This is a genomic window from Kitasatospora sp. NPDC023176, assembly GCF_055560495.1.
On the sequence record NZ_JBVHIP010000006.1, the window covers coordinates 290,061 to 314,586 of the forward strand.

The following is a 24,526-nucleotide window of genomic DNA, read 5'->3' on the forward strand; positions in this document are numbered from 1 at the left end:
TCTCGTTTTCTGCGGGACCCCGTACGCTTGGTCCTGTCGGCATCAAATAGTGGGTGCCGAAGACAACTGGAGGAACATCCCCCATGCTTATCGCTCAGCGCCCCTCGCTGACCGAAGAGGTCGTCGACGAGTTCCGCTCGCGGTTCGTGATCGAGCCGCTCGAGCCGGGCTTCGGCTACACCCTCGGCAACTCCCTGCGCCGCACGCTCCTGTCGTCGATCCCGGGTGCCGCTGTCACCAGCATCCGCATCGACGGCGTCCTGCACGAGTTCACCACCGTGCCGGGCGTCAAGGAGGATGTGACCGACCTCATCCTCAACATCAAGCAGCTGGTCGTCTCCTCGGAGCACGACGAGCCGGTCGTGATGTACCTGCGCAAGCAGGGCCCGGGCGTCGTGACCGCCGCCGACATCGCCCCGCCGGCGGGTGTCGAGGTGCACAACCCCGAGCTGGTCCTCGCCACCCTGAACGGCAAGGGCAAGCTGGAGATGGAGCTGACCGTCGAGCGCGGTCGCGGCTACGTCTCCGCCGTCCAGAACAAGGCCTCCGGCCAGGAGATCGGCCGCATCCCGGTCGACTCGATCTACAGCCCCGTGCTGAAGGTCACCTACAAGGTCGAGGCCACCCGTGTCGAGCAGCGGACCGACTTCGACAAGCTGATCGTCGACGTCGAGACCAAGCCCGCCATGCGTCCGCGCGACGCCATGGCCTCGGCCGGCAAGACCCTGGTGGAGCTGTTCGGCCTCGCCCGCGAGCTGAACATCGACGCCGAGGGCATCGACATGGGCCCGTCCCCGACGGACGCCGCCCTGGCCGCCGACCTGGCGCTGCCGATCGAGGAGCTGGAACTCACCGTCCGCTCCTACAACTGCCTCAAGCGCGAGGGCATCCACACCGTGGGTGAGCTCGTCGCCCGCTCCGAGGCCGACCTGCTCGACATCCGCAACTTTGGTGCGAAGTCGATCGACGAGGTCAAGGCGAAGCTGGCCGGCATGGGCCTGGCCCTCAAGGACAGCCCGCCCGGGTTCGACCCGACCGCCGCCGCCGACGCCTTCGGCGCCGACGACCTGGACGACGCGGGTTACGCGGAGACCGAGCAGTACTAAGAGACTTGGCCGCGGGGGCGGTTCCACGGAGCCGCCCCCGTCGTCATGGAAAGCCGTACGGGCAACAGTGCCGGTACGCCCGCTGCGGTACCTGATACGGCCGTAGTCGGAGATTCAAGGAGTCACCATGCCGCGTCCCACCAAGGGTGCCCGCCTCGGCGGCGGCCCGCACCACGAGCCGCTGCTGCTCGCCGGTCTGTGCCGGGAGCTGTTCCAGTACGGCCGCATCACCACGACCGAGGCCAAGGCCCGTCGGATGCGCCCGCTGGCGGAGAAGCTGATCACCAAGGCGAAGAAGGGCGACATCCACAACCGTCGCCTGGTGCGCAAGACCATCACCGACGTCTCGGTGCTGCACACCCTCTTCACCGAGATCGCGCCGCGCTACGAGAACCGCCCGGGTGGTTACACCCGTATCACCAAGATCGGTCCCCGTCGTGGCGACAACGCCCCGATGGCCGTGATCGAGCTGGTCGAGGCGCTGACCGTCGCGCAGACCGCCGTCGGCGAGGCCGAGGCCGCCGCCAAGCGTGCCGTCAAGGAGGCCGATGAGGCCGCCGCCGTCGAGACCAAGGCCGACGAGGCCGAGGCCGCCGAGCAGGCCTGACACCTCCAGGTGTGATGCGGGCCCGCTCTCCCAGCGATGGGGGAGCGGGCCCGTTCCTTATTCGTAGGAGCGGGAGCAAGTGGTCAACGATTGCGCCGAGCAGCCGCCGGTGAAGGACGGCCCGGCCGACGGGTACGTCCGGGTCCGGCTCGACCTCGCCTACCAGGGCGCCGAGTTCTCCGGCTGGGCCCGGCAGAAGGGCGGCCGCCGGACGGTCCAGGAGGAGATCGAGAGCGCGCTGCAGGTCGTCACCCGCAGCCAGGAGCTCTTCCCGCTGACCGTGGCCGGCCGCACCGACGCCGGTGTCCACGCCCGCGGCCAGGTCGCCCATGTCGACCTGCCGGCCGAGCTGTGGGAGGCGCACCGGGAGAAGCTGCTCCGCCGGCTGGCCGGACGGCTGCCCGGGGACGTCCGGATCTACCGGGTCGGCGAGGCGCCGGCCGGGTTCGACGCCCGCTTCTCGGCGATCTGGCGCCGGTACGCGTACCGGGTCGCCGACCACCCCGGCGGGGTCGACCCGCTGCTGCGCGGGCACGTGCTCTGGCACGACCGGCCGCTCGACGTGGACCGGATGAACGAGGCCGCGAAGCTGCTGCTCGGCGAGCACGACTTCGCCGCGTACTGCAAGAAGCGCGAGGGCGCCACCACCATCCGCACCCTGCTGGAGCTGCACTGGGAGCGGGTCCCGGTGGACGCCTACGCGAGCCAGGAGGGCGCCCTGGCGGTGGCCACCGTCCGGGCCGACGCCTTCTGCCACAACATGGTCCGGGCGCTGGTCGGCGCGATGCTGCTGGTCGGCGACGGGCACCGGCCGGTGGAGTTCCCCGGCGAGGTGCTGGCCGGCGGGGTCCGCAACTCGGCCGTCAACGTGATCCGACCGTACGGGCTCACCCTGGAAGAGGTCGGCTACCCGCCGGACGACCAGCTGGCCGAGCGGAACCGGCAGGCCAGGCGGATGCGCACGCTCCCCGGACAGCCAGCCGCCCTGTAATCCGTTTTGGCCCGGGGCGTCCGCTTGGGACAATCCCTTCCATGGGACACGTCGAGATTTCGCACCTGGAGTACTACCTGCCGGACGGGCGGGTGCTGTTCGACGACGCGTCCTTCCGGGTCGGCGAGGGCGCCGCGGTCGCCCTGGTCGGCGCCAACGGGGCCGGCAAGACCACCCTGCTGCGCATGATCGCGGGGGACATCCAGCCGCACGGCGGCACGGTGACGATCAGCGGCGGGCTCGGCGTGATGCGCCAGTTCGTCGGCACCACCGGCCGCGAGGACCAGAGCGCCACCCCGGGCGCCCTGCCCGCCGACGCCTCGGTGCGCGACCTGCTGGTCTCGGTCGCCCCGGAGCGGATCGCCAAGGCCGCCCGGACGGTGGACGCCGCCGAGCTGGCGATGATCGCCCAGGACGACGAGAAGACGCAGATGGCCTACGCCCAGGCGCTCTCCGACTGGGCGGACGTCGGCGGCTACGACTACGAGACCGACTGGGACGTCTGCACCATGGCGGCCCTCGGGATGCCCTTCGACAAGGCCCAGTGGCGCGGCCTGAACACCCTCTCCGGCGGCGAGCAGAAGCGCCTCGTCCTGGAGACGCTGCTGCGCGGCCCCGAAGAGGTGCTGCTGCTCGACGAGCCGGACAACTACCTGGACGTTCCGGGCAAGCGCTGGCTGGAGGAGGCCATCAAGGCGACCTCCAAGACCGTGTTGTACATCTCACACGACCGCGAGCTGCTCTCCCGCACCGCCGAGAAGATCATCAGTGTGGAGTCCGGTGCCGCTGGCAGCAGCGTCTGGGTGCACGGTGGCGGCTTCGACTCCTTCCACGAGGCCCGCAAGGACCGGTTCGCGCGCTTCGAGGAGCTGGGGCGGCGCTGGGACGAGGAGCACGCCAAGCTCAAGAAGCTCGTGGTGACCCTGCGCCAGGCCGCCTCGGTCAGCCACGCCCTCGCCACCCGCTACGCGGCCGCGCAGACCCGGCTGAAGAAGTTCGAGGAGGCCGGCCGGCCGGAGGAGCCCCCGCGCGAGCAGAACATCACCATGCGGCTCAAGGGCGGGCGCACCGGTGTGCGCGCCTTCACCATGGAGCGGCTGGAGCTCACCGGGCTGATGCAGCCCTTCGACCTGGAGGTCTTCTACGGCGAGCGGATCGGGGTGCTGGGCGCCAACGGCGCCGGCAAGTCGCACCTGCTGCGGCTGCTCGCGGGCGACGACAGCGTGGCCCACACCGGCGACTGGAAGCTCGGCGCCCGGGTCGTCCCCGGTCACTTCCGGCAGACCCACGCCCACCCGGAGCTGTTCGGGCGCACCGTCCGCTCGATCATCGAGGAGGAGCACGCGCTCAGCCGCGGCGCCGCGATGGGCGCGCTGCGCCGGTACGAGCTGGACCGGCAGGAGGAGCAGAAGTTCGAGTCGCTGTCCGGCGGACAGCAGGCCCGGCTGATGATCCTCAAGCTCGAACTCGACGGTGTGACGGCCCTGTTGCTCGACGAGCCGACCGACAACCTGGACCTGGAGAGCGCCGAGGCGCTGCAGGCCGGGCTGGAGGCCTTCGAGGGCACCGTCCTGTGCGTCACCCACGACCGCTGGTTCGCGAAGACCTTCGACCGCTTCCTGGTGTTCGGGGCGGACGGGCGGGTCTTCGAATCGGCCGAGCCGGTCTGGGACGTCACCCGGGTCGAGCGCGAACGCTGAGTGACCGCGGGGTGGGCGGCCGGCGATTTTGACCGCTTCCCGCCCGCCCGGTAACCTGGACGCTTGATGTGCGTATTGGCTCGCTCTATCTCACGTGAGAGGTCGGTACGCCGGAGACATCAGGTCGACGACCAGCGGTCCCCCCTTGAATTGCGTCCAAGGTTGGCCAGGCTGCTCATCCGTCCGGGTGCTCCTGTCAGGACTCACTCACTGAAAAGCGAAGGCTACGACCGTGCGTACGTACAGCCCCAAGCCCGGCGACGTCCAGCGTCAGTGGCACGTCATCGACGCGACCGACGTCGTGCTCGGCCGCCTGGCCTCCCAGGCCGCCAACCTCCTCCGGGGCAAGCACAAGGCGATCTACGCGCCGCACGTTGACACTGGTGACTTCGTCATCATCATCAACGCCGACAAGGTGCACCTGTCCGGTAACAAGAAGACCCAGAAGCTGGCCTACCGCCACTCGGGCTTCCCGGGCGGTCTGCGCTCGGTGCGCTACGACGACCTGCTGGCGAACAACCCGGAGAAGGCCGTCGAGAAGGCCATCAAGGGCATGATCCCCAAGAACAGCCTGGGCCGCCAGATGCTCTCGAAGCTGAAGGTCTACTCGGGCGACCAGCACCCCCACGCTGCCCAGCAGCCGGTGCCGTTCGAGATCACCCAGGTCGCGCAGTAATTCGGCCACCAAGCCCCCCAACACTGAAAAGAGCTGAGGAACATCGTGGCCGAGACCACTGAAACCCTTGAGGTCGACTTCGACGAGGCCGCTGAGGCCGTCGAGGGCGAGTACACCTCCGAGGAGAGCTACACCTCCGAGTCCCTGGCCGGCCGCTTCGGCGAGGCCACCCCGGGCGCCGGCCTCGGCCGTCGCAAGGAGGCGATCGCCCGCGTGCGCATCGTCCCCGGCACCGGCCAGTGGAAGATCAACGGTCGCACCCTCGAGGGTTACTTCCCGAACAAGGTGCACCAGCAGACCGTGAACGAGCCCTTCAAGCTCCTCGAGCTGGACGGCCGTTACGACGTCGTCGCCCGCATCAGCGGTGGCGGCGTCTCCGGCCAGGCCTACGCGCTGCGCCTCGGCGTGGCCCGTGCCCTGAACGAGGCCGACGTGGACAACAACCGCGGCGCCCTCAAGAAGGCCGGCTTCCTGACCCGTGACGCCCGCGCCGTCGAGCGCAAGAAGGCCGGTCTGAAGAAGGCCCGCAAGGCGCCGCAGTACAGCAAGCGCTAATCGCGTCCCCGGGGGTGCGGTCCGCCCTGGCGGCGCACCCCCTGGTTGCGCAAACCGTCGCCCCGGAGTACCTCGTGTACTCCGGGGCGACGTGTTCCCCGGCTAACGTGCGGCGGCCGGGATCATCGGTGGGTTCCGAGCATGGTGATGGAGGACGGGACAGTGGGACGACTCTTCGGTACGGACGGCGTACGCGGCGTGGCCAACGAGGGCCTGACGGCGGAACTGGCGCTCGGCCTGTCGGTCGCGGCCTCCCACGTGCTCGGCGAGGCCGGCGCCTTCGACGGGCACCGGCCGGTCGCGGTGGTCGGCCGTGACCCCCGCGCCTCGGGCGAGTTCCTGGAGGCCGCGGTCATCGCCGGCCTGGCGAGTTCCGGCGTCGACGTGCTCCGGGTCGGCGTGCTGCCCACCCCCGCCGTGGCCTACCTCACCGGCGCCCTCGGCGCCGACTTCGGCGTGATGCTGTCCGCCAGCCACAACGCCATGCCGGACAACGGCATCAAGTTCCTCGCCCGCGGCGGCCACAAGCTGGACGACCGGATCGAGGACGCGATCGAGTCCCACTACCGCAAGCACACGGTCGACGGCGAGGACTGGAACCGCCCGACCGGCGCGGCCGTCGGGCGGGTCCGCGAGTACACCGAGGGCTTCGACAAGTACGTCGCCCACCTGATCGGCGTGCTGCCCAACCGCCTGGACGGGATCAAGGTCGTCATCGACGGCGCCCACGGCGCGGCCGCGTACGTCGCCCCCGAGGCCTTCGCCCGGGCCGGCGCCGAGGTCGTCCACACCCTGGGCGCCGAGCCCACCGGCCTCAACATCAACGACGGCGTCGGCTCCACCCACCTGGACCGGCTGCGGGTCGCGATGAAGGAGTACCAGGCCGACCTCGGCATCGCCCTGGACGGCGACGCCGACCGCTGCCTGGCCGCCGACGCGGAGGGCAACGAGGTGGACGGCGACCAGATCATCGCCATCCTCGCCGTCGCCATGAAGGAGGCCGGCACCCTGCGCCGCAACACCGCGGTCGCCACCGTGATGTCCAACCTCGGCTTCAAGCTGGCGATGGAGCGCGAGGGCATCGACCTGGTGGAGACCGCCGTCGGCGACCGCTACGTGCTGGAGGCGATGAAGGAGCACGGCTTCGCGCTGGGCGGCGAGCAGTCCGGCCACGTCATCCTGCTGGACCACGCCACCACCGGCGACGGCACCCTGACCGGCCTGATGCTGGGCGCCCGACTGGCCGCCACCAAGCAGCCGCTGGCCGACCTGGCCGCCGTGATGACCCGGCTGCCGCAGGTGCTGATCAACGTCAAGGGCGTCGACAAGAGCCGGGTGCGGACCAGCACCGAGCTGGCCGCCGCCGTCGCCGCGGCCGAGACCGAGCTGGGCGCCACCGGCCGGGTGCTGCTGCGCCCCTCCGGCACCGAGCCGCTGGTCCGGGTCATGGTCGAGGCCGCCGACCCGGCGCAGGCCGAGGCGGTCGGGCAGCGCCTGGCCGAGGCAGTGCGCACCCACCTGGGCTGAGGCCCCCGTACGGCGAAGGCCCCCACCGGTCGGCTTCGGTTCGAAGCCGGCCGGTGGGGGCCGTCCGTGTTGCCCGTCCGTGGGGTTTCGAGGGGGTCTCAGAGCTTGCGCAGCAGCGCCCGGCGGACCTTGTGGTCCGAGCCCTTCTGCAGGACCAGGGTGGCCCGGCCGCGGGTGGGCAGCACGTTCTCCACCAGGTTGGGCTTGTTGATGGTGCGCCAGACCTGGCGGCCGTACTCCATCGCCTCCTCCTCCGGCACCTCGGTGAAGCGGGTGAAGTAGGAGTTCGGGTCCTGGAAGGCCGTCTGCCGCAGCTTGCGGAAGCGGTCCAGGTACCAGTGCTCGATGTCGTCGGTGCGGGCGTCGACGTAGATCGAGAAGTCGAAGTAGTCGGCCACCGCGAGGCGGGTGCGGCCGTCGGTGCCGGGCAGGGCCGGCTGGAGCACGTTCAGCCCCTCGACGATCAGGATGTCCGGGCGCTCCACCGTCAGCCGCTGGTCCGGCACGATGTCGTACACCAGGTGCGAGTACACCGGCGCGGTGACCCGGTCCTTGCCCGCCTTCACGTCCGCCACGAAGCGCATCAGCGCCCGGCGGTCGTACGACTCCGGGAAGCCCTTGCGGGCCATCAGGCCCCGGCGGCGCAGCTCGGCGTTGGGCAGCAGGAAGCCGTCGGTGGTGACCAGCTCGACCCGGGGGTGCTCGGGCCAGCGGGCCAGCAGGGCCTGGAGCAGGCGGGCGGTGGTGGACTTGCCGACGGCCACCGAGCCGGCCACGCCGATGATGAACGGCGTGCGGGTGCGCTCGGTGTCCGGGGTGTCCAGGAAGGTGCCCAGCGTGCCGCGCAGCTCGTGCGTGGCGTGGATGTACAGATTCAGCAGCCGGGACAGGGGCAGGTAGACGTCACGTACCTCGTCGAGGTCGAGAGCCGTGCCGAGACCGCGCAACTGCTCCACCTCCTCGGCGGTCAGCGGCAGTGGCGTACGCTCGCGCAGCGCGCTCCACTCGGCCCGGCTGAGGTCCACGTAGGGGGACGGGGACGGGCCGGGCGCGGCGGCGCCCCGCGTACACAGTTCGGTCAGCACATGCTCCATTGTGAGCCGTCACGGTGTTCACCGTGGCTGTGGTGTCGGTCACGCAGCGTTGGCGAGGGGCGGGAAAACGGCCACAGAACCGCCCTTATGCTGGCACGCATGTGCGGAATTGTTGGATACGTGGGCGCGCAGTCCGCCCTCGACGTAGTAATCGCGGGCCTGCAGCGACTGGAGTACCGGGGCTATGACTCGGCCGGTGTCGCGGTGCAGGCGCAGGACTCCGAGGGGCAGTGGAGTCTCGTCACGGACAAGCGGGCGGGCAAGCTCGCCAACCTGGAGAAGTCGCTCGCCGAGTCCCCTCTGCCCGGCGGCACCACCGGCATCGGCCACACCCGCTGGGCCACCCACGGCGGCCCGACGGACGCCAACGCCCACCCCCACCTGGACGACGACCTCCGGGTGGCCGTCGTCCACAACGGCATCATCGAGAACTTCGCCCAGCTGCGCGCCGAGATCGCCGAGCGCGGCCACACCCTCCGGTCGGAGACCGACACCGAGGTCGTCGCCCACCTGCTCGGCGAGGCGTACCAGGGTGACCTGGCCGAGGCCATGCGCGTGGTCTGCGGCCGGTTGGACGGCGCCTTCACCCTCGTCGCCGTCCACGCGGACGCGCCCGACGTGGTGGTCGGCGCCCGCCGCAACTCGCCGCTGGTGGTGGGCCGCGGTGAGGGCGAGAACTTCCTCGCCTCGGATGTCGCCGCGTTCATCGCGCACACCCGCGAGGCGATCGAGCTGGGCCAGGACCAGGTCGTCGAGCTGCGCCGGGAGGGCGTGACCGTCACCAACTTCGACGGCACCCCGGCCGACGTGCGCGAGTACCACGTCGACTGGGACGCCTCCGCCGCCGAGAAGGGCGGCTACGACTACTTCATGCTCAAGGAGATCGCCGAGCAGCCGAAGGCCGTCGCCGACACCCTCCTCGGCCGGATCGGCACCGACGGCCGACTGACCCTCGACGAGCTGCGCATCTCCGACGCGGACCTGCGCTCGGTCGACAAGGTCGTCATCGTCGCCTGCGGCACCGCGTTCCACGCGGGCATGATCGCCAAGTACGCGATCGAGCACTGGACCCGCATCCCTTGCGAGGTCGAGGTCGCCTCGGAGTTCCGCTACCGCGACCCGATCATGGGCCCCGGCACGCTGGTCATCGCCATCTCGCAGTCCGGCGAGACCATGGACACCCTGATGGCGCTGCGGCACGCCCGCGAGCAGGGCGCCAAGGTGCTGGCGATCTGCAACACCAACGGCTCGACCATCCCGCGCGAGTCGGACGCGGTGCTGTACACCCACGCCGGGCCGGAGGTCGCCGTCGCGTCGACCAAGGCGTTCCTCACCCAGCTGGTCGCCTGCTACCTGGTCGCCCTCTACCTGGGCCAGGTGCGCGGCACCAAGTGGGGCGACGAGATCTTCACCATCATCCGCGAGCTCGGCGACGCGCCGAAGCAGGTCGAGCAGGTGCTGGAGACCATGGAGCCGGTGCGCGAGCTGGCCCGCTCGCTGGCCGACGCCCGCTCGGTGCTGTTCCTCGGCCGCCACGTCGGCTTCCCGGTGGCCCTGGAAGGCGCGCTCAAGCTCAAGGAGCTCGCCTACATGCACGCCGAGGGCTTCGCGGCGGGCGAGCTCAAGCACGGCCCGATCGCGCTGATCGAGGAGGGGCTGCCGGTCGTGGTGGTCGTGCCCTCGCCGCGCGGGCGGTCGATCCTGCACGACAAGATCGTCTCCAACATCCAGGAGATCCGTGCGCGCGGCGCCCGCACCATCGTGATCGCCGAGGAGGGCGACGAGGCCGTCGTGCCGTACGCGGACCACCTGATCCGCATCCCGGTCACCCCGACCCTGCTCCAGCCGCTGGTCTCCACCGTCCCGCTCCAGGTCTTCGCCTGCGAGCTGGCCACGGCCAAGGGCCACGAGGTCGACCAGCCGCGCAACCTGGCGAAGTCGGTCACCGTCGAGTAGCCGCCCGGCTCTTCGTGGCGCCCCTGCGGTGGCTGTGCCCTACCGCAGGGGCGCCGTGTCGAGCGTGAAGGAGAACGGGGCGGGCAGGTCGATCGGCTTGCCGAAGTCGGTCTGGGAGAGTGCCCTGTAGTCGCCGTTCTCGGGCTCGGTGAACAGGGTGACCTTGCCTGCGGTGCGGTCGATCAGCAGGTAGCAGGGGATGCCCGCGGCGGCGTAGCCCCGGCGCTTCGGCTCGCGATCCTTTTGCGGGTTGGTCGAGGTGATCTCGAACACGAGCAGGACTCCTTCTGCCGGCGCCCAGGAGTCCAAGTGATCGAAGTGGTCCTCCGGGACCACCGTGCCGTCGGGGATGAAGCGGCCTCCGGGAGTGATGAGGCCCTTGTTACCCGCGATGTCCAGTTCGATCGCGGCGTTCCGGAAGAACTGCTTGGCGACCTTCGAGAACGCGCCCTCGTGCGGCCCGTCCGGCGGTGGCGTCACAGTGATCTCCCCTTCGATGAGCTCGGCCTTGAATCCGGGCGGAGTGTCCAGCTCCAGAAACGCCTGGAGAAGCCCGTCCTGGTCCAGCGGACGCTCGACTGCTGGCATGGCGGCCATGGCCCTTCTCCCTCCTGTGTGGGTCCGTGCCGAGCCACAAGGTAGGCGTACGGACCGACATCGGTGGGGCATCGACGTGGGTGTCACTCGAAAGTGTGCCGCAGGCCCGGCTGCGGTGGGGTGGTGGCGCGGGCTAGCGTCGGCGGTAGCCGACCGCTGAAGGAGTTCTCCCCATGCGTCATGCACACCCCGTGGACATCGTCCGGGCCGCGGAGGCCGAGCTGATGGCGCGGCTGCCGGAGGGCACGTTGATGCAGCGGGCGGCCGCCGGGCTGGCGGCGACCTGTGCGCGGCTGCTGATCCGGCGTCGGGGGCGGGTGTACGGCAGCCGGGTGACGGTGCTGGCGGGCAGCGGGGACAACGGGGGCGACGCGCTGTACGCCGGGGCGGCGCTGGCCCGGCGGGGGGCGCGGGTGACGGCGGTGCTGCTCGCGCCGGGCAAGGAACACCGGGGTGGGCTGGCCGCTCTGCGGGCGGCCGGTGGGCGGGTGACGGCGGAGCAGGAAGTCGGCCTGGCCGACTTCTCGCGTGCGGACCTGGTGCTGGACGGCATCGTCGGCATCGGCGGCCGGGGCGGGCTGCGCCCCGAGGCCGTCCCGTACGCCCGGGCCGGGCGCCGCGGGCTGGTGGTGGCGGTGGACCTGCCCAGCGGGGTGGCGGCGGACAGCGGTGAGGTGCCCGGCGAGGTACTGCGCGCGGACGTCACGGTCTGCTTCGGCACGTACAAGCCCGGGCTGCTGATCGACCCGGGGGCCTCCTGCGCGGGCGCCGTACAGCTGGTGGACATCGGGCTGGCGCCGCCGGAGCCGGAGGTGACGGCCCTGCAGCACGCGGACGTGGCGGCGCTGCTGCCGCTGCCGGGCGCGGAGAGCGACAAGTACCGGCGCGGCGTGGTCGGGGTGGCGGCCGGTTCGGCCACCTACCCGGGGGCGGCACTGCTGGCGGTCGCCGGGGCGCTGCGGGGCGGCGCGGGCGCCGTCCGGTACGTCGGCACGGCGGCCGAGGAGGTGGTGCGGCGCTTCCCGGAGGCGCTGGTCACCGAGGGCGGCCCGGCCGGGGCCGGCCGGGTGCAGGCCTGGGTGGTCGGGCCGGGCGGCGGTGAGGGGGCGCGGCAGGCGCTGGCCGAGGCGCTGGCGAGCGACGTCCCGGTGCTGGTGGACGCGGACGGGCTGACCGAGCTGGGCCGGCTCGGGCCGGACGCGCTGGCCGGCCGGACGGCGCCCACCCTGCTCACCCCGCACACCGGCGAGGCCGCCCGGCTGCTGGCCGGCGCCGACGGCACCGCGCCGCCCGCCGCCGACGAGCTGGCCGCCGCCCGGCTGGCCACCGCGCGCCGGCTGGCGGCCGCCTACCGGGCCACCGTGCTGCTGAAGGGCTCCACCACCGTGGTCGCCGACCCGGGCGGGGCCGTCCGGGTGAACCCCACCGGCACCTCCTGGCTCGCCACGGCGGGCAGCGGGGACGTGCTGGCCGGTCTGGCCGGTTCGCTGCTGGCCGCCGGCCTGTCCCCGCTGGACGCCGCCTCGGTGGCCGCCTATCTGCACGGCCTGGCGGGCCGGGAGGCGGCCGGTGACCCGGGCGCACCGGTGACGGCGCTGGCGGTGGCCGAGGCGCTGCCGGCGGTCTGGCGGGCGGTCCGGGAGCCGTAGCCGGCGCCGGCCGACGGGCCTCCCGCCCGGCCCCGGGGCGGAACCGAAACGTCCGTTCACCGCGTCCTCCGCTGGGCGGACGGGCCGTTTGCCGCAGGTCGGCGGGGTGCGGGAGGCCGCGGTGCCGACCACCGCGCCGATGGGCCGTTCGGCGAGGACTCCGGGACGTCTGGGAGACTGACCCTGATGACAACTGCGAACACGACCGGCACAGCCACCCTCACCGACGGCGTACGGGCCGAGGCGACCATCGATCTCGCCGCCCTGCGCGGCAACCTCGCGGCCCTGCGGGAGCGCGTCGGGAGTTCGGCGGTGATGCTCGCGGTCAAGGCGGACGCCTATGGCCACGGCGCGGTCGAGTGCGCCCGTGAGGCGGTCGCGAACGGGGTCGGCTGGCTCGGCTGCGCGACGCCCGACGAGGCGTTGGCGCTGCGGGCCGCGGGCATCCGCCCGGAGCAGGCCCGCATCCTGTGCTGGCTGTGGACGCCCGGCGGGCCGTGGCGCGAGGCGCTGCGCGCGGACCTGGACATCTCGGTCAGCGGCCGGTGGGCGCTGGAGGAGCTGCTGACGGCCGTTCGGGAGACCGGCATCCCGGCGCGGGTGCACCTGAAGGCCGACACCGGCCTCGGCCGCAACGGCTGCCAGCCGCACGACTGGCCGCAGCTGGTGGCCGAGGTGCGGCGCGCCGAGGCCGAGGGGCTGCTGCGGGTCGTCGGCGTCTGGTCGCACTTCGCCGCCGCCGACGAGCCCGGCCACCCGTCGATCCAGGCCCAGTTGGACTCCTACCGCGCCGCGCTGGCGCACGCCGAGGCCGCCGGGCTGCGCCCCGAGGTGCGGCACCTCGCGAACTCCCCGGCCACCCTGCTGCTGCCGGAGGCGCACTTCGACCTGGTCCGCACCGGCCTCGCCGCGTACGGGCTGTCGCCGGTGCCCGAGGTGGGTTCGCCGGCCGACTTCGGGCTGCGCCCGGTGATGTCGCTGTCGGCCCGGCTGGCGCTGGTCAAGCACGTCCCCGGCGGGCACGGGGTCAGCTACGGCCACCACTACGTGACGCCCGGCCCGACGACGCTGGGCCTGGTCCCGGTCGGCTACGGCGACGGCGTGCCGCGCCACGCCAGCGGCACCGGCCCGGTGCAGATCGGCGGCAAGTGGCGCACGGTGGCCGGCCGGGTGGCGATGGACCAGTTCGTGGTGGACCTGGGCGGCGACACCCCCGAGGCCGGCGACCAGGTGCTGCTGTTCGGCACCGGCGAGAGCGGGGAGCCCACCGCCGAGGACTGGGCCCGCGCCTGCGGCACCATCTCGTACGAGATCATCACCCGGATCGGCGCCCGGGTGCCCCGCCGCTACCTGGGCGGCAGCCACGAGGGGGGCCGCGCGGCATGACCGACACGCCGACCGACGGCAACCCGGTCGCGGCGGTGGCCAAGGCGGCCGGCGCGGCCTCCGGGGTGAGCCGGGCCGGCGTGATCGGGATCTCGGTCGGCGTGCTGGCGGCCGGCGCGGCCGCGGGCGTCGCGATCGAACGGCTGACGGTCGGCCGGGCGATGCGCCGCCGGGCCCGGGCCGAGCTGGAGGCGACCGCCCCGTACGGCTCGCTGCGCGGGCGCCCGCTGACGGTGGCCGCGCCGGACGGCACCGGGCTGTACGTCGAGCTGGACGGCACCGGCTGGGACGAGCCGGAGGGCGGCGGCACCGGGCCCGAGCACTCCGGGTCCGAGCGCTCCGGGGGCCAACGCTCCGGGGGCGAGCGGGCGAGTGACAGCGCTGAACCGCTGACCGTGGTGTTCAGCCACGGCTACTGCCTCAACCAGGACAGCTGGCACTTCCAGCGGGCGGCGTTGCGCGAGGGCATGCGGCTGGTCTTCTGGGACCAGCGCAGCCACGGCCGCTCCGAGCGCTCCCGTACCTACCTGGCGGGCGAGCCGGCCGGCATCGACCAGCTGGGCGGCGACCTCAAGGCGGTGATCGACGCCGTCGCGCCGACCGGGCCGCTGGTGCTGGTGGGTCACTCGATGGGCGGCATGACGGTGATGGCGCTGGCCGACCAGCACCCGGAGCTGTTCCGGGAGCGGGTCGCCGGGGTCGCGCTGGTCGGCACCCTGGCGGGGGACTGGAACGAGGTGAGCCTCGGTCTGCCGAAGGCCGGGGCCAAGCTGTTCAAGAAGGTCGCGCCGGGCGTGGTGAGGCTGCTCGGCCGTCAGGTCGAGCTGGTGGAGGCGAGCCGGCGGATCGGCTCGGAGGTCGCCGCCGTCTTCTACCGGAGGTTCTCCTTCGGGAGCCGGGACGTCGACCCCGGCGTGGTGCGCTTCGCCGAACAGCTGCTGGACGCCACCTCGATCGACGTGGTCGCCGAGTTCTACCCGGTGTTCGGCGCGCACGAGAAGTACGAGGCGCTGGCCGCCCTGCGCGGCCTGCCGGCCCTGGTGCTGGCCGGGACGAAGGACCTGCTGACGCCGTCCGCGCACAGCGAGGCGATGGCGGAGCGGCTGCCGGGCGCCGAGCTGGTCCTGGCCGAGGGGGCGGGGCACCTGGTGCTGCTGGAGCGCCCGGAGCTGGTCGACCACGAGTTGGCGCTGCTGCTGCGCCGGGCGGTGGACTTCGCCGGCGCCGCGCCGCTGCCGACGGCCGTCCTGGAGCTGGCCGACGAGCCGGCGGAAGCGTCCGACGCCTCCGAGGAAGCGGCCGTCGACCCCGCCTGAGACCCCCTGAGCCCCGCCGAGCCGGACCGCGCGCCGCGGCCGGGCGCGGCGATGTGGCACGGTAGCGGTGGCGGCCGGTGGTCGGTGCGCCGCTACGGACCGAAGGGCAAGACACGCGCATGGGCTCGCACGCCACTCTGACCGTCCCCACTCCGGAGCGGATGGGCCGGCTCGGCCGGGAGCTGGCCGCGCTGCTGCGGCCGGGGGACCTGGTGCTGCTCTCCGGCGAGCTGGGGGCGGGGAAGACCACGCTGACCCGGGGCCTGGGGGAGGGGCTGCAGGTCCGCGGGGCGGTGACCTCGCCGACCTTCGTGATCGCCCGGGTGCACCCGTCGCTGGTCGGCGGCCCGGCCCTGGTGCACGTGGACGCGTACCGGCTGGGCGGGGACCTGGACGAGATGGAGGACCTCGACCTGGACGTCTCGCTGCCGGAGTCGGTGGTCGTGGTCGAGTGGGGCGAGGGCAAGGTCGAGCGACTGGCCGAGGACCGGCTGGAGGTGCGGATCGAGCGGGCGATCGGCGACACCGCCGGGGAGGACCACGACCCGCGCCGGGTGCTGCTGACCGGTATCGGGGGGCGCTGGGCGGGCGCGGAGCTGGCGGAGCTGGCGGAGCGGGCCTGAGCCGCGCCCCCGCACCGGTCGATCGGGTTCCACCGTTTTGCCGACAGGCTGTCGGGAAGGTGTTGCGGGCGGGGCGCCGGGCGTGGTGGGATGGGTGCTGCGGTTAGGTCTGCCTAACTAGGGAGGCGCCATGTCGAGCACCACCCCCGCCCCGGAGCGCGCCGTGCGCACCGCCGGGGCCGGAGAGTCCGCCCACCGCGCTCCGGGCGAGCCGATGCGGGCGCTGCTGGCCGCCTGCGCGGCCGCCGAGGCGGTGTCCACCCCGCCCGAGCCGCGGCCCCGGCAGGCCGAGGAGCCCGAGGCCGGGACGCCCCGGGCCGCGTAGCACCGTGCGGCCGGGTAGCGGCGTGCGCGTGGAACCGCGCGCAGAAATCCGTGCGTGAAACCGTGCGTGAACCGCGCGCGTGGCACCGCGTTCGCGGAGCGCCCGGCTCAGGGGACCACGACCACCTTGGTGCCGTTCGGCGCGAAGTCCCAGAGCAGCTGGCCCTCGGCGCGGCCACTGCGGATGCCGCCGGTCTTGGTCTTCGGGTCGGCGGTCGGGGTCGCGCCGTCCAGCGCCGCGCTGAAACCGAACACCACGCCGTTCTGCTGCGCGAAGCGCACCACGTGCTCGATCTGCCGACCGTCCGTCCCGGTGCCGCTGGGGTTGCGGCTGTACACCGAGTAGCTGCCCGGGGTGGGCTCGATCGAGCCCGGGGTGACCGCGAAGGCGGCCGCGACCTGCGGGTTCTTCTTCGGGTCGATCAGCCAGACGAAGTGGCTGCCGACCGAGTAGACCACCCGCGTGCCGCTGCCCGAGGTGGCCGGCAGCGGCGGGACGGTCGGGGTGGCCGAGGCGCTGGGCGTCGCGGAGGCGGCCGGGCCGGTGGACGTCGAGGCGACGGTCGGCCGGGCTCCGCCCGCGCGGTCCTGCGCACCGTTGGCCTGGAAGGCCAGCAGGCTCACCACCGCCAGGGCCCCCAGGGTCAACCCCGTGACCACCACTCCAGGACCCATCTTCGCCACGTGCCCGCTCCCGCCGCCGTCCGCTGTTCGTACGGCCCTAATCGTGCCAGGTCCCCCGGGCGGGTCGGCAGCGCCCAGTACGTGTGTTCCGGATGGGGACACCAGCTCGATCAGCCGGTCGGCCCAACGTCGGTCTAACCTTGACCCGTGCTGCTGCTCGCGTTCGACACCGCCACCCCCGCCGTCACCGCCGCCGTCCACGACGGCACGGCCGTCCTCGCCGAGACCCACCAGGTCGACGCCAGGCGCCACGGCGAACTGCTGCTGCCCGCGATCGACCAGGTCCTGCGGGCCGCCGGAGTGGACAAGAGCCACCTCACCGGCATCGCGGTCGGCGTCGGCCCCGGCCCGTACACCGGCCTGCGGGTCGGTCTGGTGACCGCCGCCGCGCTCGGCCACGCGCTGGGCCTGCCGGTGCACGGCGTCTGCACCCTGGACGCGATCGCCTTCCAGGCCCGGGCCGAGGGACTGGCCGGGCAGCCGTTCACGGTGGCCACCGACGCGCGCCGCAAGGAGGTCTACTGGGCCTCGTACGACGCCGACGGCAACCGCACCGAGGGCCCCGGCGTGGACCGCCCGGCCGAGCTGACGCCCGCGGCCCGCTCGGTGGGCGCCGGCGCGCTGCTCTACCCGGACGCCTTCCCGGGCGGCCACGGCCCCGAGCACGTCTCGGCCGGCGCCCTGGCCGGCTTCGCCGCGGCCGAGCTGGCCGCCGGGCGCGAGCTGCTCCCGAACGTGCCGCTGTACCTGCGCCGCCCGGACGCCCAGGTCCCGGCCGCCTACAAGACCGTCCTAGGGGGCAAGGCGGTGCTCCCGGCGTGAACCACGGCACCACCCTGCGCCCGATGCGCTGGTGGGACATCGAGCCGGTGATGGACCTGGAGTTCAGGCTGTTCCCCGAGGACGCCTGGTCCCCCGGGATGTTCTGGTCCGAGCTCGCCGAGGCCCACCCCGGCGGCACCCGCCACTACTCGGTCGCCACCACCACGGACGGCACGATCGTCGGCTACGCCGGTCTGATGACCGTCGCCGGCGAGGGCGACGTCCAGACCATCGCCGTCGACGACCGCCACCAGGGCGGCGGCCTCGGCACCGCCCTGCTCACCGACCTGATCCACGAGGCCGCCCGGCGCGGCTGCGCCGACCTGCTGCTGGAGGTGCGGGTGGACAACCAGCGCGCCCAGCGGCTGTACGAGCGCCACGGCTTCGAACCGGTGGGCATCCGGCGCGGCTACTACCAGCCCGCCAACATCGACGCGCTGGTGATGCGCCTCGAGCACCCCAGCACTGACCCGAAGGACCCTAAGGACACCCCCCATGGCTGACGAACCGCTCGTCCTCGGCATCGAGACCTCCTGCGACGAGACCGGCGTCGGCATCGTGCGCGGTACCACGCTGCTGGCCGACGCGGTCGCCTCCAGCGTCAACGACCACGCCCGCTTCGGCGGTGTCGTCCCGGAGATCGCCAGCCGCGCCCACCTGGAGGCGATGGTCCCGACCATCCAGCGCGCCCTGGACACCGCCGGGATCAAGGCCAGTGACCTGGACGGCATCGCCGTCACCGCCGGCCCCGGCCTGGCCGGCGCGCTGCTGGTCGGCGTCAGCGCGGCGAAGGCGTACGCCTGGGCGCTGGACAAGCCGTTGTACGGGGTCAACCACCTCGCCTCGCACATCTGCGTCGACCAGCTGGAGCACGGTCGGCTGCCCTCGCCGACGATGGCCCTGCTGGTCTCCGGCGGGCACTCCTCGCTGCTGCTCAGCGAGGACATCACCACGGACGTCCGCCCGCTCGGCGCGACCATCGACGACGCGGCCGGCGAGGCCTTCGACAAGGTCGCCCGGGTGCTCGGCCTGGGCTTCCCGGGCGGCCCGATCGTCGACCGGACGGCCCGCGAGGGCGACCGCAAGGCGATCAACTTCCCGCGCGGCCTGAGCGGCAGGAACGACCCCGAGTACGACTTCTCCTTCTCCGGTCTGAAGACCGCCGTCGCCCGCTGGGTGGAGGCCAAGCGCCGGGCCGGCGAGGAGGTGCCGATCGCCGACGTCGCGGCCTCCTTCCAGGAGGCGGTCACCGACGTGCTCACCCGCAAGGCCGTCAAGGCCTGCAAGGACAACGGCGTCGACCACCTGATGATCGGCGGCGGCGTCGCGGCCAACTCCCGGCTGCGCGAGATGGCCCAGCAGCGCTGCGACCGGGCCGGCATCCGGCTGCGGGTGCCCCGGCCGGGCCTGTGCACCGACAACGGCGCGATGGTGGCGGCGCTGGGCTCCGAGATGGTGTGGCGCGACCGCGCCCCCTCCGCCCTCGACCTGTCCGCCGACTCCTCGCTGCCGGTGACCGACGTCCACGTGCCGGCCGCGGTGATCGGGCACGGCGACGTCCACGGCCAGGCCTACGACGCCCTCGGTGGCGGCGCCGCGTGACCGTCGCCGCGATGTGGGAGGCCCGGGCGGCGGACGGCCGGGGGGCCGAACTCGCGGCCTGGGCACGGGAGTCCGCGCTGCCCGCGCTGCGCGGCGCGGCCGGGCTGGAGCGTCTCGAACTGCTCACCGCGCCCGGCACGGGGGCACCCCCGGCCGAAGGCGGGGGGAGGGTGCTGCTGATCGCCTGGTGGAGCGGCGAGCCCGTGCCGGTCGCCGACCCGCCGGCCGAGCTGCTCGGCCGCCCGGTGCACCGCTGGTCCTTCACCAGTGAGCACGTCGAGTAGGCCGTGGACGGGAACCGCCACCGCGGCCGCTACCGTGCATAGCTGAGAGAGAGCTGGACGGGACCGGGAGCGCGCTGCGGTGAACAGGGACGGGCTGAGCAGGACCAGGACGTACGCGGCGGGGGCGCTGGCCCTGCTGGCCTTCGCCACCGCGTGCGGCGACAACGGGGGCGGCGGCAGCGCCGCCCCGGCCGCGAGCACGGCCGCGCCGGCGGCGGCCAAGCCGACCGGCGGCGCGCCGAGCGCCGCGGCCACCACGCCCGGCGCGGCCCCGGCCCAGGGCGACGCCGCGGCCTGGGCGAAGTGGAACCTCAAGCCGCTGGCGCCGGCCCCCGCGCCGCCCGCCGACAAGCCCATCAAGCTCGAACGCACCGGCACCGTACCGGTGTTCAGCGATGTGAAGACCGCCGACAAGGTCGTCTTCATCACCATCGACGACGGCGCCGAGAAGGACCCGAAGTTCGTCGAGATGCTGACCGACCTCAAGGTGCCGATCTCGATGTTCCTGACCAAGGACATCGTCAAGAACGACTACGGCTACTTCAAGCCGCTCCAGGCACTGGGCAACCACATCCAGAACCACACCGTCACCCACCCGGTGATGAGCAAGCTCCCGGCGGACAAGCAGAAGTCCGAGATCTGCGAGGACCAGGCCGCGCTCACCCAGCAGTACGGCACCGCCCCGCTGCTGTTCCGCCCGCCGTTCGGCGACGGCGCCAACACCCCCACGCTCAACACGTCGGTGCAGCAGTGCGGTCCGCGGGCGATCGTGCTCTGGCGCGAGTCGATGCAGATCCACGACATGCAGTACCAGGCGGGGGACAAGAAGCTGAAGTCCGGCGACATCATCCTGGCGCACTTCCGCGGCCCCAAGGAGCTCAAGGGCGCCACGATGACCCAGATGTTCGCGGACCTGCTGGCCCGCATCCAGGAGCAGGGCTTCTCGGTGGCCCGGCTGGAGGACTACATCCAGGCGCCGGCCTCGTAGGTCAGACCGGCTGTCCCAGCATCATCAGCGGCCCGGCGTCGGTGCGGCTGAGGATCACCGTGACGGCGTTCGGCCCGGAGGGCTTGAGCTGGCGGCGCAGCTCCTCCGGGGTGATCGCCATCCCGCGCTTCTTGATCACCACCGTGCCGACCGCGCGCTCGCGCAGCAGCGCCTTCAGCCTCTTGACGTTGTACGGCAGCACGTCGGTGAGCTCGTAGGCGTGCGCGTACGGGGTGGCGACCAGCCGGTCCGAGGTCACGTAGGCGATCTTCGGGTCGATCAGCCGGCCGTCGACCTGCCCGGCCACCTCGGCCACCAGGTGCGCCCGGATCACCGCGCCGTCCGGCTCGTACAGGTACCGCCCGACCGGGCCGGCCGGCGGGTCGGGCAGGTCGCCGCCGGTCAGGGTGGCGCCGTGCGGCAGCAGGGTGGCGCGGTGCGGGCGGGTCGCCCCGGTGCCGAACCAGAGCACCGCCTCCTTGACGTCCCCGTGGTCGGAGACCCACTCGGCCTCGGCGTCCGCCGGGACGGCCTCGTGCGGGATGCCCGGGGCGACCTTCAGGGCGCCGATCGGGGTCCGCCGGCCGGCCTCGATCGCCCAGGACAGCGGCGGGGCGTACGCCTTCGGGTCGAACACCCGGCCGCGCGAGGTGCGCCGGGCCGGGTCGGTGAACACCGCGTCGTAGCCGGTGACGTCCACCTCGGCGACGTCCGCGCAGCGCACCTCGACCAGCTCGGACAGGCCCAGCGCGGCGGCGTTGGCCGCGGTGGCGGCGCAGGCCGCCGGGTCCCTGTCGACGGCCAGCACGTGGATCCCGGCCCGGGCCAGCGCCAGCACGTCCCCGCCGATGCCGCAGCACAGGTCCGCGAGGCGCCGTACGCCCAACTCGGCGAAGCGGCGGGCCCGCCACTCGGCCACGCTGCGCCGGGTGGACTGCTCGACCCCGTTGGGCGTGAAGTACATCAGGTCGGCGTCCGCCCCGAACTTCGCCCGGGCCCGCTGCCGCAGCCGCGCCTGCCCGAACGCCGCCGACACCAGCTCCGCCGGGTGCTCCCGCCGCAGCCTGGTGGCCAGCGCCAGCTCCTCCTCGGGGGCGAACTCGCGCAGCTCGGCGAGCAGGGCCTGACCCTCGGGGGTCAGCAGGGGCTGGAGGTTCTCGGTGTCCACGGGGTCATTCTGACCGGTCAGCGGCGGTGCGGGCGTTCCGTTCAGCGCCAGAGGACGCCCGAGGAGAGGGTCGCGGGCAGCAGGAACGGCGAGAGCGCGGCGACGACCGGGAGGAGCTGGTAGCCGGACCGCCGGGTGCGGACGGCCACCAGCACGCCGGCCACCAGGGCGGCGATCGGGGCGGCCGTCATCCCGACGCCCAGGAAGGCCCAGCCGTGCCCGTCCCCGTCGTCCCCGGCGCCGGGGCCGTTGCCGAGGCCGGCGATGAAGGAGAAGACGACGAACGGGAGCACGACCCCGATCAGGGGCAGTGCCAGCAGGGCGAGGGACACGTCCTTGAGCGGGGCCGGGCGGACGTGCGTCGGGAGCGAGGTCATGGCAGGAGTCTGGCCGCCCGGCCGGGGATCGCACATGAGTACGGCTACTCATCCGTAGCCTGGGCTCCTGGGGCGCGCCGTTGGCACTCTGGTTGACTGAGTGCTAACGGCAGCCTATGGTCGTCCTTGGCACTCCCCCCGTGGGGAGTGCTAATGCGAAGACGTGTGTCTGACCCCCGCGACGGCAGGCACGCAGGTTCGCCCCTACCCGTTAGAAAACCCCGTAATCTCCGAAGGGGAGCTCGGACGTGACCACCAGCAGCAAGGTTGCCATCAAGCCGCTCGAGGACCGCATTGTGGTCCAGCCGCTCGACGCCGAGACCACCACGGCCTCCGGCCTGGTTATCCCGGACACCGCCAAGGAGAAGCCCCAGGAGGGCGTCGTCCTGGCTGTCGGCCCGGGCCGCTTCGAGGACGGCCAGCGTCTGCCGCTCGACGTCGCCGTCGGTGACATCGTCCTGTACTCGAAGTACGGCGGCACCGAGGTGAAGTACCAGGGCGAGGAGTACCTCGTCCTCTCGGCGCGCGACGTTCTCGCCATCATCGAGAAGTAAACGCAGCACCGAGAAGCAAGTCGTTCCGACCCGCCCCGGATCCGTGTCCCAAGTGACAGGGGCCCGGGGCGTGGTTGTTGGTTCACGTAGTTCGGCGGCCGGCCGGCCGCAGCCCCGAGGGAATAGGGAACATGGCGAAGATCCTGCAGTTCGACGAGGACGCCCGCCGCTCGCTGGAGCGCGGTGTCAACAAGCTGGCCGACACCGTCAAGGTGACCATCGGCCCCAAGGGCCGCAACGTCGTCATCGACAAGAAGTTCGGCGCCCCGACCATCACCAACGACGGTGTCACCATCGCCCGTGAGGTCGAGCTGGACGACCCGTACGAGAACCTTGGCGCGCAGCTCGTCAAGGAGGTCGCCACCAAGACCAACGACGTCGCGGGTGACGGCACCACCACCGCCACCGTGCTGGCCCAGGCCCTGGTCAACGAGGGTCTGCGCAACGTCGCCGCCGGTGCCGGCCCGGCCGCCCTGAAGAAGGGCATCGACAAGGCCGTCGCCGCCGTCTCCGAGCACCTGCTGTCCGTCGCCCGCGAGATCGAGGGCAAGGACGACGTCGCCGCCGTCGCGTCCCTCTCCGCGCAGGACACCCAGGTCGGCGAGCTGATCGCCGAGGCGATCGACAAGGTCGGCAAGGACGGTGTCATCACCGTCGAGGAGTCGAACACCTTCGGCGTGGAGCTGGACTTCACCGAGGGCATGCAGTTCGACAAGGGCTACCTGTCGCCGTACTTCGTCACCGACGCGGAGCGTCAGGAGGCGGTCCTCGAGGACCCGTACATCCTGATCAACCAGGGCAAGATCTCCTCCATCCAGGAGCTGCTGCCGCTGCTGGAGAAGATCCTGCAGTCCGGCGCCTCCAAGCCGCTGCTGATCATCGCCGAGGACGTCGACGGCGAGGCCCTGTCGACCCTGGTCGTGAACAAGATCCGCGGCACCTTCAACGCCGTCGCCGTCAAGGCCCCGGGCTTCGGCGACCGCCGCAAGGCGATCCTCGGCGACCTGGCCGTCCTCACCGGCGGCACGGTCATCTCCGAGGAGGTCGGCCTCAAGCTCGACCAGGCCGGTCTGGACGTGCTGGGCACCGCCCGCCGCGTGACCATCACCAAGGACGAGACCACCATCGTCGACGGTGCCGGTGACTCCGAGGCCGTGGCCGGCCGCGTCGCCCAGATCAAGGGCGAGATCGCCGCGACCGACTCCGACTGGGACCGCGAGAAGCTGCAGGAGCGCCTGGCCAAGCTGGCCGGCGGCGTCTGCGTCATCAAGGTCGGCGCCGCCACCGAGGTGGAGCTGAAGGAGCGCAAGCACCGCCTGGAGGACGCCATCTCGGCGACCCGTGCCGCGGTCGAGGAAGGCATCGTCGCCGGCGGTGGCGCCTCCCTGGTGCACGCCGCCAAGGTGCTGGACGGCGGCCTCGGCCTGTCGGGTGACGAGGCCACCGGTGTCGCCGTGGTCCGCAAGGCGCTGCACGAGCCGCTGCGCTGGATCGCCCAGAACGCCGGCCTGGAGGGCTACGTCATCACCCACAAGGTCGCCGAGCTGGAGGCGGGCTTCGGCTACAACGCCGCCACCGGCGAGTACGGCGACCTGCTGAAGGCCGGCGTCATCGACCCGGTCAAGGTCACCCGTTCCGCCCTGGAGAACGCCGCCTCGATCGCCTCCCTGCTGCTCACCACCGAGACCCTCGTGGTGGAGAAGAAGGAGGAGGAGCCGGAGGCCGGCCACTCGCACGGCGGCCACGGCCACTCGCACTGACGCCCCGGCGCGACAGCCACAGCGTCTGACCGGAGGCCCGGTCCGTACCCCGCACGGGGTGGCGGGCCGGGCCTCCGGCTGTTATTCGCCCGCTCGCCTCCGGGTCGCTCGGGTCCGGTGCCGACGGTCGGCGGGCGCTGCGCCACCTCCTTCGTCGGCGGCTGGGCCCTTCTCGCTTTC

The 24,526-nt window shown here is 72.7% G+C and carries 25 protein-coding genes; 20 read left to right on the forward strand and 5 right to left on the reverse strand.

The window, feature by feature from the left end; all coding sequences use genetic code 11:
• Nucleotides 1-83 precede the first annotated feature (83 nt).
• From ACZ3YL_RS12540 to glmM, 7 genes are all read left to right on the forward strand, one after another.
• Nucleotides 84-1,106, forward strand: a complete 1,023-nt coding sequence (locus tag ACZ3YL_RS12540) for a DNA-directed RNA polymerase subunit alpha (RefSeq protein ID WP_030055844.1) — start codon at nucleotides 84-86, stop codon at nucleotides 1,104-1,106.
• A gap of 127 nt (nucleotides 1,107-1,233) precedes the next feature.
• Complete coding sequence (gene rplQ, locus ACZ3YL_RS12545; RefSeq protein WP_188306770.1) at nucleotides 1,234-1,713, forward strand: 50S ribosomal protein L17; 480 nt, start codon at nucleotides 1,234-1,236, stop codon at nucleotides 1,711-1,713.
• Between the two features lie 79 nt (nucleotides 1,714-1,792).
• Entirely contained in the window at nucleotides 1,793-2,704 is a 912-nt protein-coding gene (gene truA / locus ACZ3YL_RS12550) for a tRNA pseudouridine(38-40) synthase TruA (RefSeq protein ID WP_465656981.1), read from the forward strand.
• A 41-nt stretch (nucleotides 2,705-2,745) separates the two neighbouring features.
• Complete coding sequence (locus ACZ3YL_RS12555) at nucleotides 2,746-4,404, forward strand: ABC-F family ATP-binding cassette domain-containing protein (RefSeq protein ID WP_188306772.1); 1,659 nt, start codon at nucleotides 2,746-2,748, stop codon at nucleotides 4,402-4,404.
• Between the two features lie 232 nt (nucleotides 4,405-4,636).
• Nucleotides 4,637-5,080: a 50S ribosomal protein L13 gene (gene rplM / locus ACZ3YL_RS12560; protein ID WP_030055846.1), complete on the forward strand. Its 444-nt coding sequence runs from the start codon at nucleotides 4,637-4,639 to the stop codon at nucleotides 5,078-5,080.
• Nucleotides 5,081-5,125: 45 nt separating this feature from the next.
• A complete protein-coding gene (rpsI, locus tag ACZ3YL_RS12565) occupies nucleotides 5,126-5,635 on the forward strand; it encodes a 30S ribosomal protein S9 (RefSeq protein ID WP_317621235.1) in 510 nt (169 codons plus the stop codon).
• Nucleotides 5,636-5,797: 162 nt separating this feature from the next.
• Nucleotides 5,798-7,162 carry a phosphoglucosamine mutase gene (gene glmM, locus ACZ3YL_RS12570; protein ID WP_188306773.1) on the forward strand — a complete coding sequence of 455 codons (1,365 nt, stop codon included), beginning with the start codon at nucleotides 5,798-5,800 and terminating at the stop codon, nucleotides 7,160-7,162.
• 98 nt (nucleotides 7,163-7,260) lie between these two features.
• Here the strand turns inward: glmM and coaA are convergent, their stop codons facing one another.
• Nucleotides 7,261-8,256, reverse strand: a complete 996-nt coding sequence (coaA, locus tag ACZ3YL_RS12575) for a type I pantothenate kinase (RefSeq protein WP_188306774.1) — start codon at nucleotides 8,254-8,256, stop codon at nucleotides 7,261-7,263.
• Nucleotides 8,257-8,355: 99 nt separating this feature from the next.
• Here coaA and glmS point away from each other — a divergent pair, with 99 nt between their 5' ends.
• Complete coding sequence (gene glmS / locus ACZ3YL_RS12580; protein ID WP_188306775.1) at nucleotides 8,356-10,212, forward strand: glutamine--fructose-6-phosphate transaminase (isomerizing); 1,857 nt, start codon at nucleotides 8,356-8,358, stop codon at nucleotides 10,210-10,212.
• 39 nt (nucleotides 10,213-10,251) lie between these two features.
• On the opposite strand, the gene ACZ3YL_RS12585 is transcribed toward glmS, so the two are convergent.
• Entirely contained in the window at nucleotides 10,252-10,809 is a 558-nt protein-coding gene (locus tag ACZ3YL_RS12585; RefSeq protein ID WP_465656984.1) for a Uma2 family endonuclease, read from the reverse strand.
• 173 nt (nucleotides 10,810-10,982) lie between these two features.
• On the opposite strand from ACZ3YL_RS12585, the gene ACZ3YL_RS12590 reads away from it, so the two are divergent.
• From ACZ3YL_RS12590 to ACZ3YL_RS12610, 5 genes are all read left to right on the forward strand, one after another.
• Nucleotides 10,983-12,458, forward strand: a complete 1,476-nt coding sequence (locus ACZ3YL_RS12590) for an NAD(P)H-hydrate dehydratase (protein WP_465656986.1) — start codon at nucleotides 10,983-10,985, stop codon at nucleotides 12,456-12,458.
• 186 nt (nucleotides 12,459-12,644) lie between these two features.
• A complete protein-coding gene (gene alr, locus ACZ3YL_RS12595; protein WP_188306715.1) occupies nucleotides 12,645-13,844 on the forward strand; it encodes an alanine racemase in 1,200 nt (399 codons plus the stop codon).
• Nucleotides 13,841-15,160 carry an alpha/beta fold hydrolase gene (locus tag ACZ3YL_RS12600; RefSeq protein ID WP_465656988.1) on the forward strand — a complete coding sequence of 440 codons (1,320 nt, stop codon included), beginning with the start codon at nucleotides 13,841-13,843 and terminating at the stop codon, nucleotides 15,158-15,160. Before alr ends, ACZ3YL_RS12600 begins: the two co-directional genes overlap by 4 nt.
• A 119-nt stretch (nucleotides 15,161-15,279) precedes the next feature.
• On the forward strand, nucleotides 15,280-15,783 hold the full coding sequence (tsaE, locus tag ACZ3YL_RS12605) for a tRNA (adenosine(37)-N6)-threonylcarbamoyltransferase complex ATPase subunit type 1 TsaE (RefSeq protein ID WP_188306717.1): 504 nt from the start codon (nucleotides 15,280-15,282) through the stop codon (nucleotides 15,781-15,783).
• Nucleotides 15,784-15,913: 130 nt separating this feature from the next.
• Nucleotides 15,914-16,108 (forward strand): hypothetical protein, encoded by a 195-nt coding sequence (locus ACZ3YL_RS12610; protein WP_188306718.1) that lies wholly within the window; start codon nucleotides 15,914-15,916, stop codon nucleotides 16,106-16,108.
• A gap of 107 nt (nucleotides 16,109-16,215) precedes the next feature.
• On the opposite strand, the gene ACZ3YL_RS12615 is transcribed toward ACZ3YL_RS12610, so the two are convergent.
• Nucleotides 16,216-16,782 (reverse strand): hypothetical protein, encoded by a 567-nt coding sequence (locus tag ACZ3YL_RS12615; RefSeq protein ID WP_188306722.1) that lies wholly within the window; start codon nucleotides 16,780-16,782, stop codon nucleotides 16,216-16,218.
• 156 nt (nucleotides 16,783-16,938) lie between these two features.
• Between ACZ3YL_RS12615 and tsaB the strand changes: the two genes are divergently transcribed.
• The 5 genes from tsaB to ACZ3YL_RS12640 all read left to right on the forward strand — a co-directional run bounded on the left by tsaB (nucleotide 16,939) and on the right by ACZ3YL_RS12640 (nucleotide 20,487).
• A complete protein-coding gene (gene tsaB / locus ACZ3YL_RS12620; RefSeq protein WP_188306719.1) occupies nucleotides 16,939-17,613 on the forward strand; it encodes a tRNA (adenosine(37)-N6)-threonylcarbamoyltransferase complex dimerization subunit type 1 TsaB in 675 nt (224 codons plus the stop codon).
• Between the two features lie 23 nt (nucleotides 17,614-17,636).
• The gene (gene rimI / locus ACZ3YL_RS12625; RefSeq protein WP_465657016.1) at nucleotides 17,637-18,116 is read left to right on the forward strand and encodes a ribosomal protein S18-alanine N-acetyltransferase; all 480 of its coding nucleotides are present in this window, start codon (nucleotides 17,637-17,639) and stop codon (nucleotides 18,114-18,116) included.
• Entirely contained in the window at nucleotides 18,109-19,215 is a 1,107-nt protein-coding gene (tsaD, locus tag ACZ3YL_RS12630) for a tRNA (adenosine(37)-N6)-threonylcarbamoyltransferase complex transferase subunit TsaD (RefSeq protein WP_188306720.1), read from the forward strand. The genes rimI and tsaD overlap by 8 nt, the downstream gene beginning before the upstream one ends.
• Nucleotides 19,212-19,499 (forward strand): hypothetical protein, encoded by a 288-nt coding sequence (locus tag ACZ3YL_RS12635; RefSeq protein ID WP_188306721.1) that lies wholly within the window; start codon nucleotides 19,212-19,214, stop codon nucleotides 19,497-19,499. Before tsaD ends, ACZ3YL_RS12635 begins: the two co-directional genes overlap by 4 nt.
• A 79-nt stretch (nucleotides 19,500-19,578) precedes the next feature.
• Nucleotides 19,579-20,487 (forward strand): polysaccharide deacetylase family protein, encoded by a 909-nt coding sequence (locus ACZ3YL_RS12640; RefSeq protein WP_465656992.1) that lies wholly within the window; start codon nucleotides 19,579-19,581, stop codon nucleotides 20,485-20,487.
• 1 nt (nucleotide 20,488) lies between these two features.
• On the opposite strand, the gene ACZ3YL_RS12645 is transcribed toward ACZ3YL_RS12640, so the two are convergent.
• On the reverse strand, nucleotides 20,489-21,655 hold the full coding sequence (locus tag ACZ3YL_RS12645) for a THUMP-like domain-containing protein (RefSeq protein ID WP_465656994.1): 1,167 nt from the start codon (nucleotides 21,653-21,655) through the stop codon (nucleotides 20,489-20,491).
• A gap of 41 nt (nucleotides 21,656-21,696) precedes the next feature.
• The gene (locus tag ACZ3YL_RS12650; RefSeq protein WP_223242317.1) at nucleotides 21,697-22,032 is read right to left on the reverse strand and encodes a hypothetical protein; all 336 of its coding nucleotides are present in this window, start codon (nucleotides 22,030-22,032) and stop codon (nucleotides 21,697-21,699) included.
• Between the two features lie 248 nt (nucleotides 22,033-22,280).
• On the opposite strand from ACZ3YL_RS12650, the gene groES reads away from it, so the two are divergent.
• Both groES and groL read left to right on the forward strand, forming a co-directional pair.
• Nucleotides 22,281-22,586 (forward strand): co-chaperone GroES, encoded by a 306-nt coding sequence (gene groES, locus ACZ3YL_RS12655; protein ID WP_014136232.1) that lies wholly within the window; start codon nucleotides 22,281-22,283, stop codon nucleotides 22,584-22,586.
• 131 nt (nucleotides 22,587-22,717) lie between these two features.
• Nucleotides 22,718-24,346, forward strand: a complete 1,629-nt coding sequence (gene groL, locus ACZ3YL_RS12660) for a chaperonin GroEL (protein ID WP_465656996.1) — start codon at nucleotides 22,718-22,720, stop codon at nucleotides 24,344-24,346.
• Nucleotides 24,347-24,526 lie beyond the last annotated feature (180 nt).

Coding starts and splice junctions, on each gene's coding strand:
- rimI (WP_465657016.1), top strand. CDS start 17,637: ATGCGCTGGTGGGACATCGAGCCGGTGATGGACCTGGAGTTCAGGCTG.
- tsaD (WP_188306720.1), top strand. CDS start 18,109: ATGGCTGACGAACCGCTCGTCCTCGGCATCGAGACCTCCTGCGACGAG.
- groL (WP_465656996.1), top strand. CDS start 22,718: ATGGCGAAGATCCTGCAGTTCGACGAGGACGCCCGCCGCTCGCTGGAG.
- ACZ3YL_RS12590 (WP_465656986.1), top strand. CDS start 10,983: ATGCGTCATGCACACCCCGTGGACATCGTCCGGGCCGCGGAGGCCGAG.
- rplQ (WP_188306770.1), top strand. CDS start 1,234: ATGCCGCGTCCCACCAAGGGTGCCCGCCTCGGCGGCGGCCCGCACCAC.
- ACZ3YL_RS12650 (WP_223242317.1), bottom strand. CDS start 22,032: ATGACCTCGCTCCCGACGCACGTCCGCCCGGCCCCGCTCAAGGACGTG.
- glmS (WP_188306775.1), top strand. CDS start 8,356: ATGTGCGGAATTGTTGGATACGTGGGCGCGCAGTCCGCCCTCGACGTA.
- ACZ3YL_RS12555 (WP_188306772.1), top strand. CDS start 2,746: ATGGGACACGTCGAGATTTCGCACCTGGAGTACTACCTGCCGGACGGG.
- ACZ3YL_RS12540 (WP_030055844.1), top strand. CDS start 84: ATGCTTATCGCTCAGCGCCCCTCGCTGACCGAAGAGGTCGTCGACGAG.
- ACZ3YL_RS12610 (WP_188306718.1), top strand. CDS start 15,914: ATGTCGAGCACCACCCCCGCCCCGGAGCGCGCCGTGCGCACCGCCGGG.
- coaA (WP_188306774.1), bottom strand. CDS start 8,256: ATGGAGCATGTGCTGACCGAACTGTGTACGCGGGGCGCCGCCGCGCCC.
- ACZ3YL_RS12585 (WP_465656984.1), bottom strand. CDS start 10,809: ATGGCCGCCATGCCAGCAGTCGAGCGTCCGCTGGACCAGGACGGGCTT.
- alr (WP_188306715.1), top strand. CDS start 12,645: ATGACAACTGCGAACACGACCGGCACAGCCACCCTCACCGACGGCGTA.
- tsaE (WP_188306717.1), top strand. CDS start 15,280: ATGGGCTCGCACGCCACTCTGACCGTCCCCACTCCGGAGCGGATGGGC.
- ACZ3YL_RS12615 (WP_188306722.1), bottom strand. CDS start 16,782: ATGGGTCCTGGAGTGGTGGTCACGGGGTTGACCCTGGGGGCCCTGGCG.
- ACZ3YL_RS12600 (WP_465656988.1), top strand. CDS start 13,841: ATGACCGACACGCCGACCGACGGCAACCCGGTCGCGGCGGTGGCCAAG.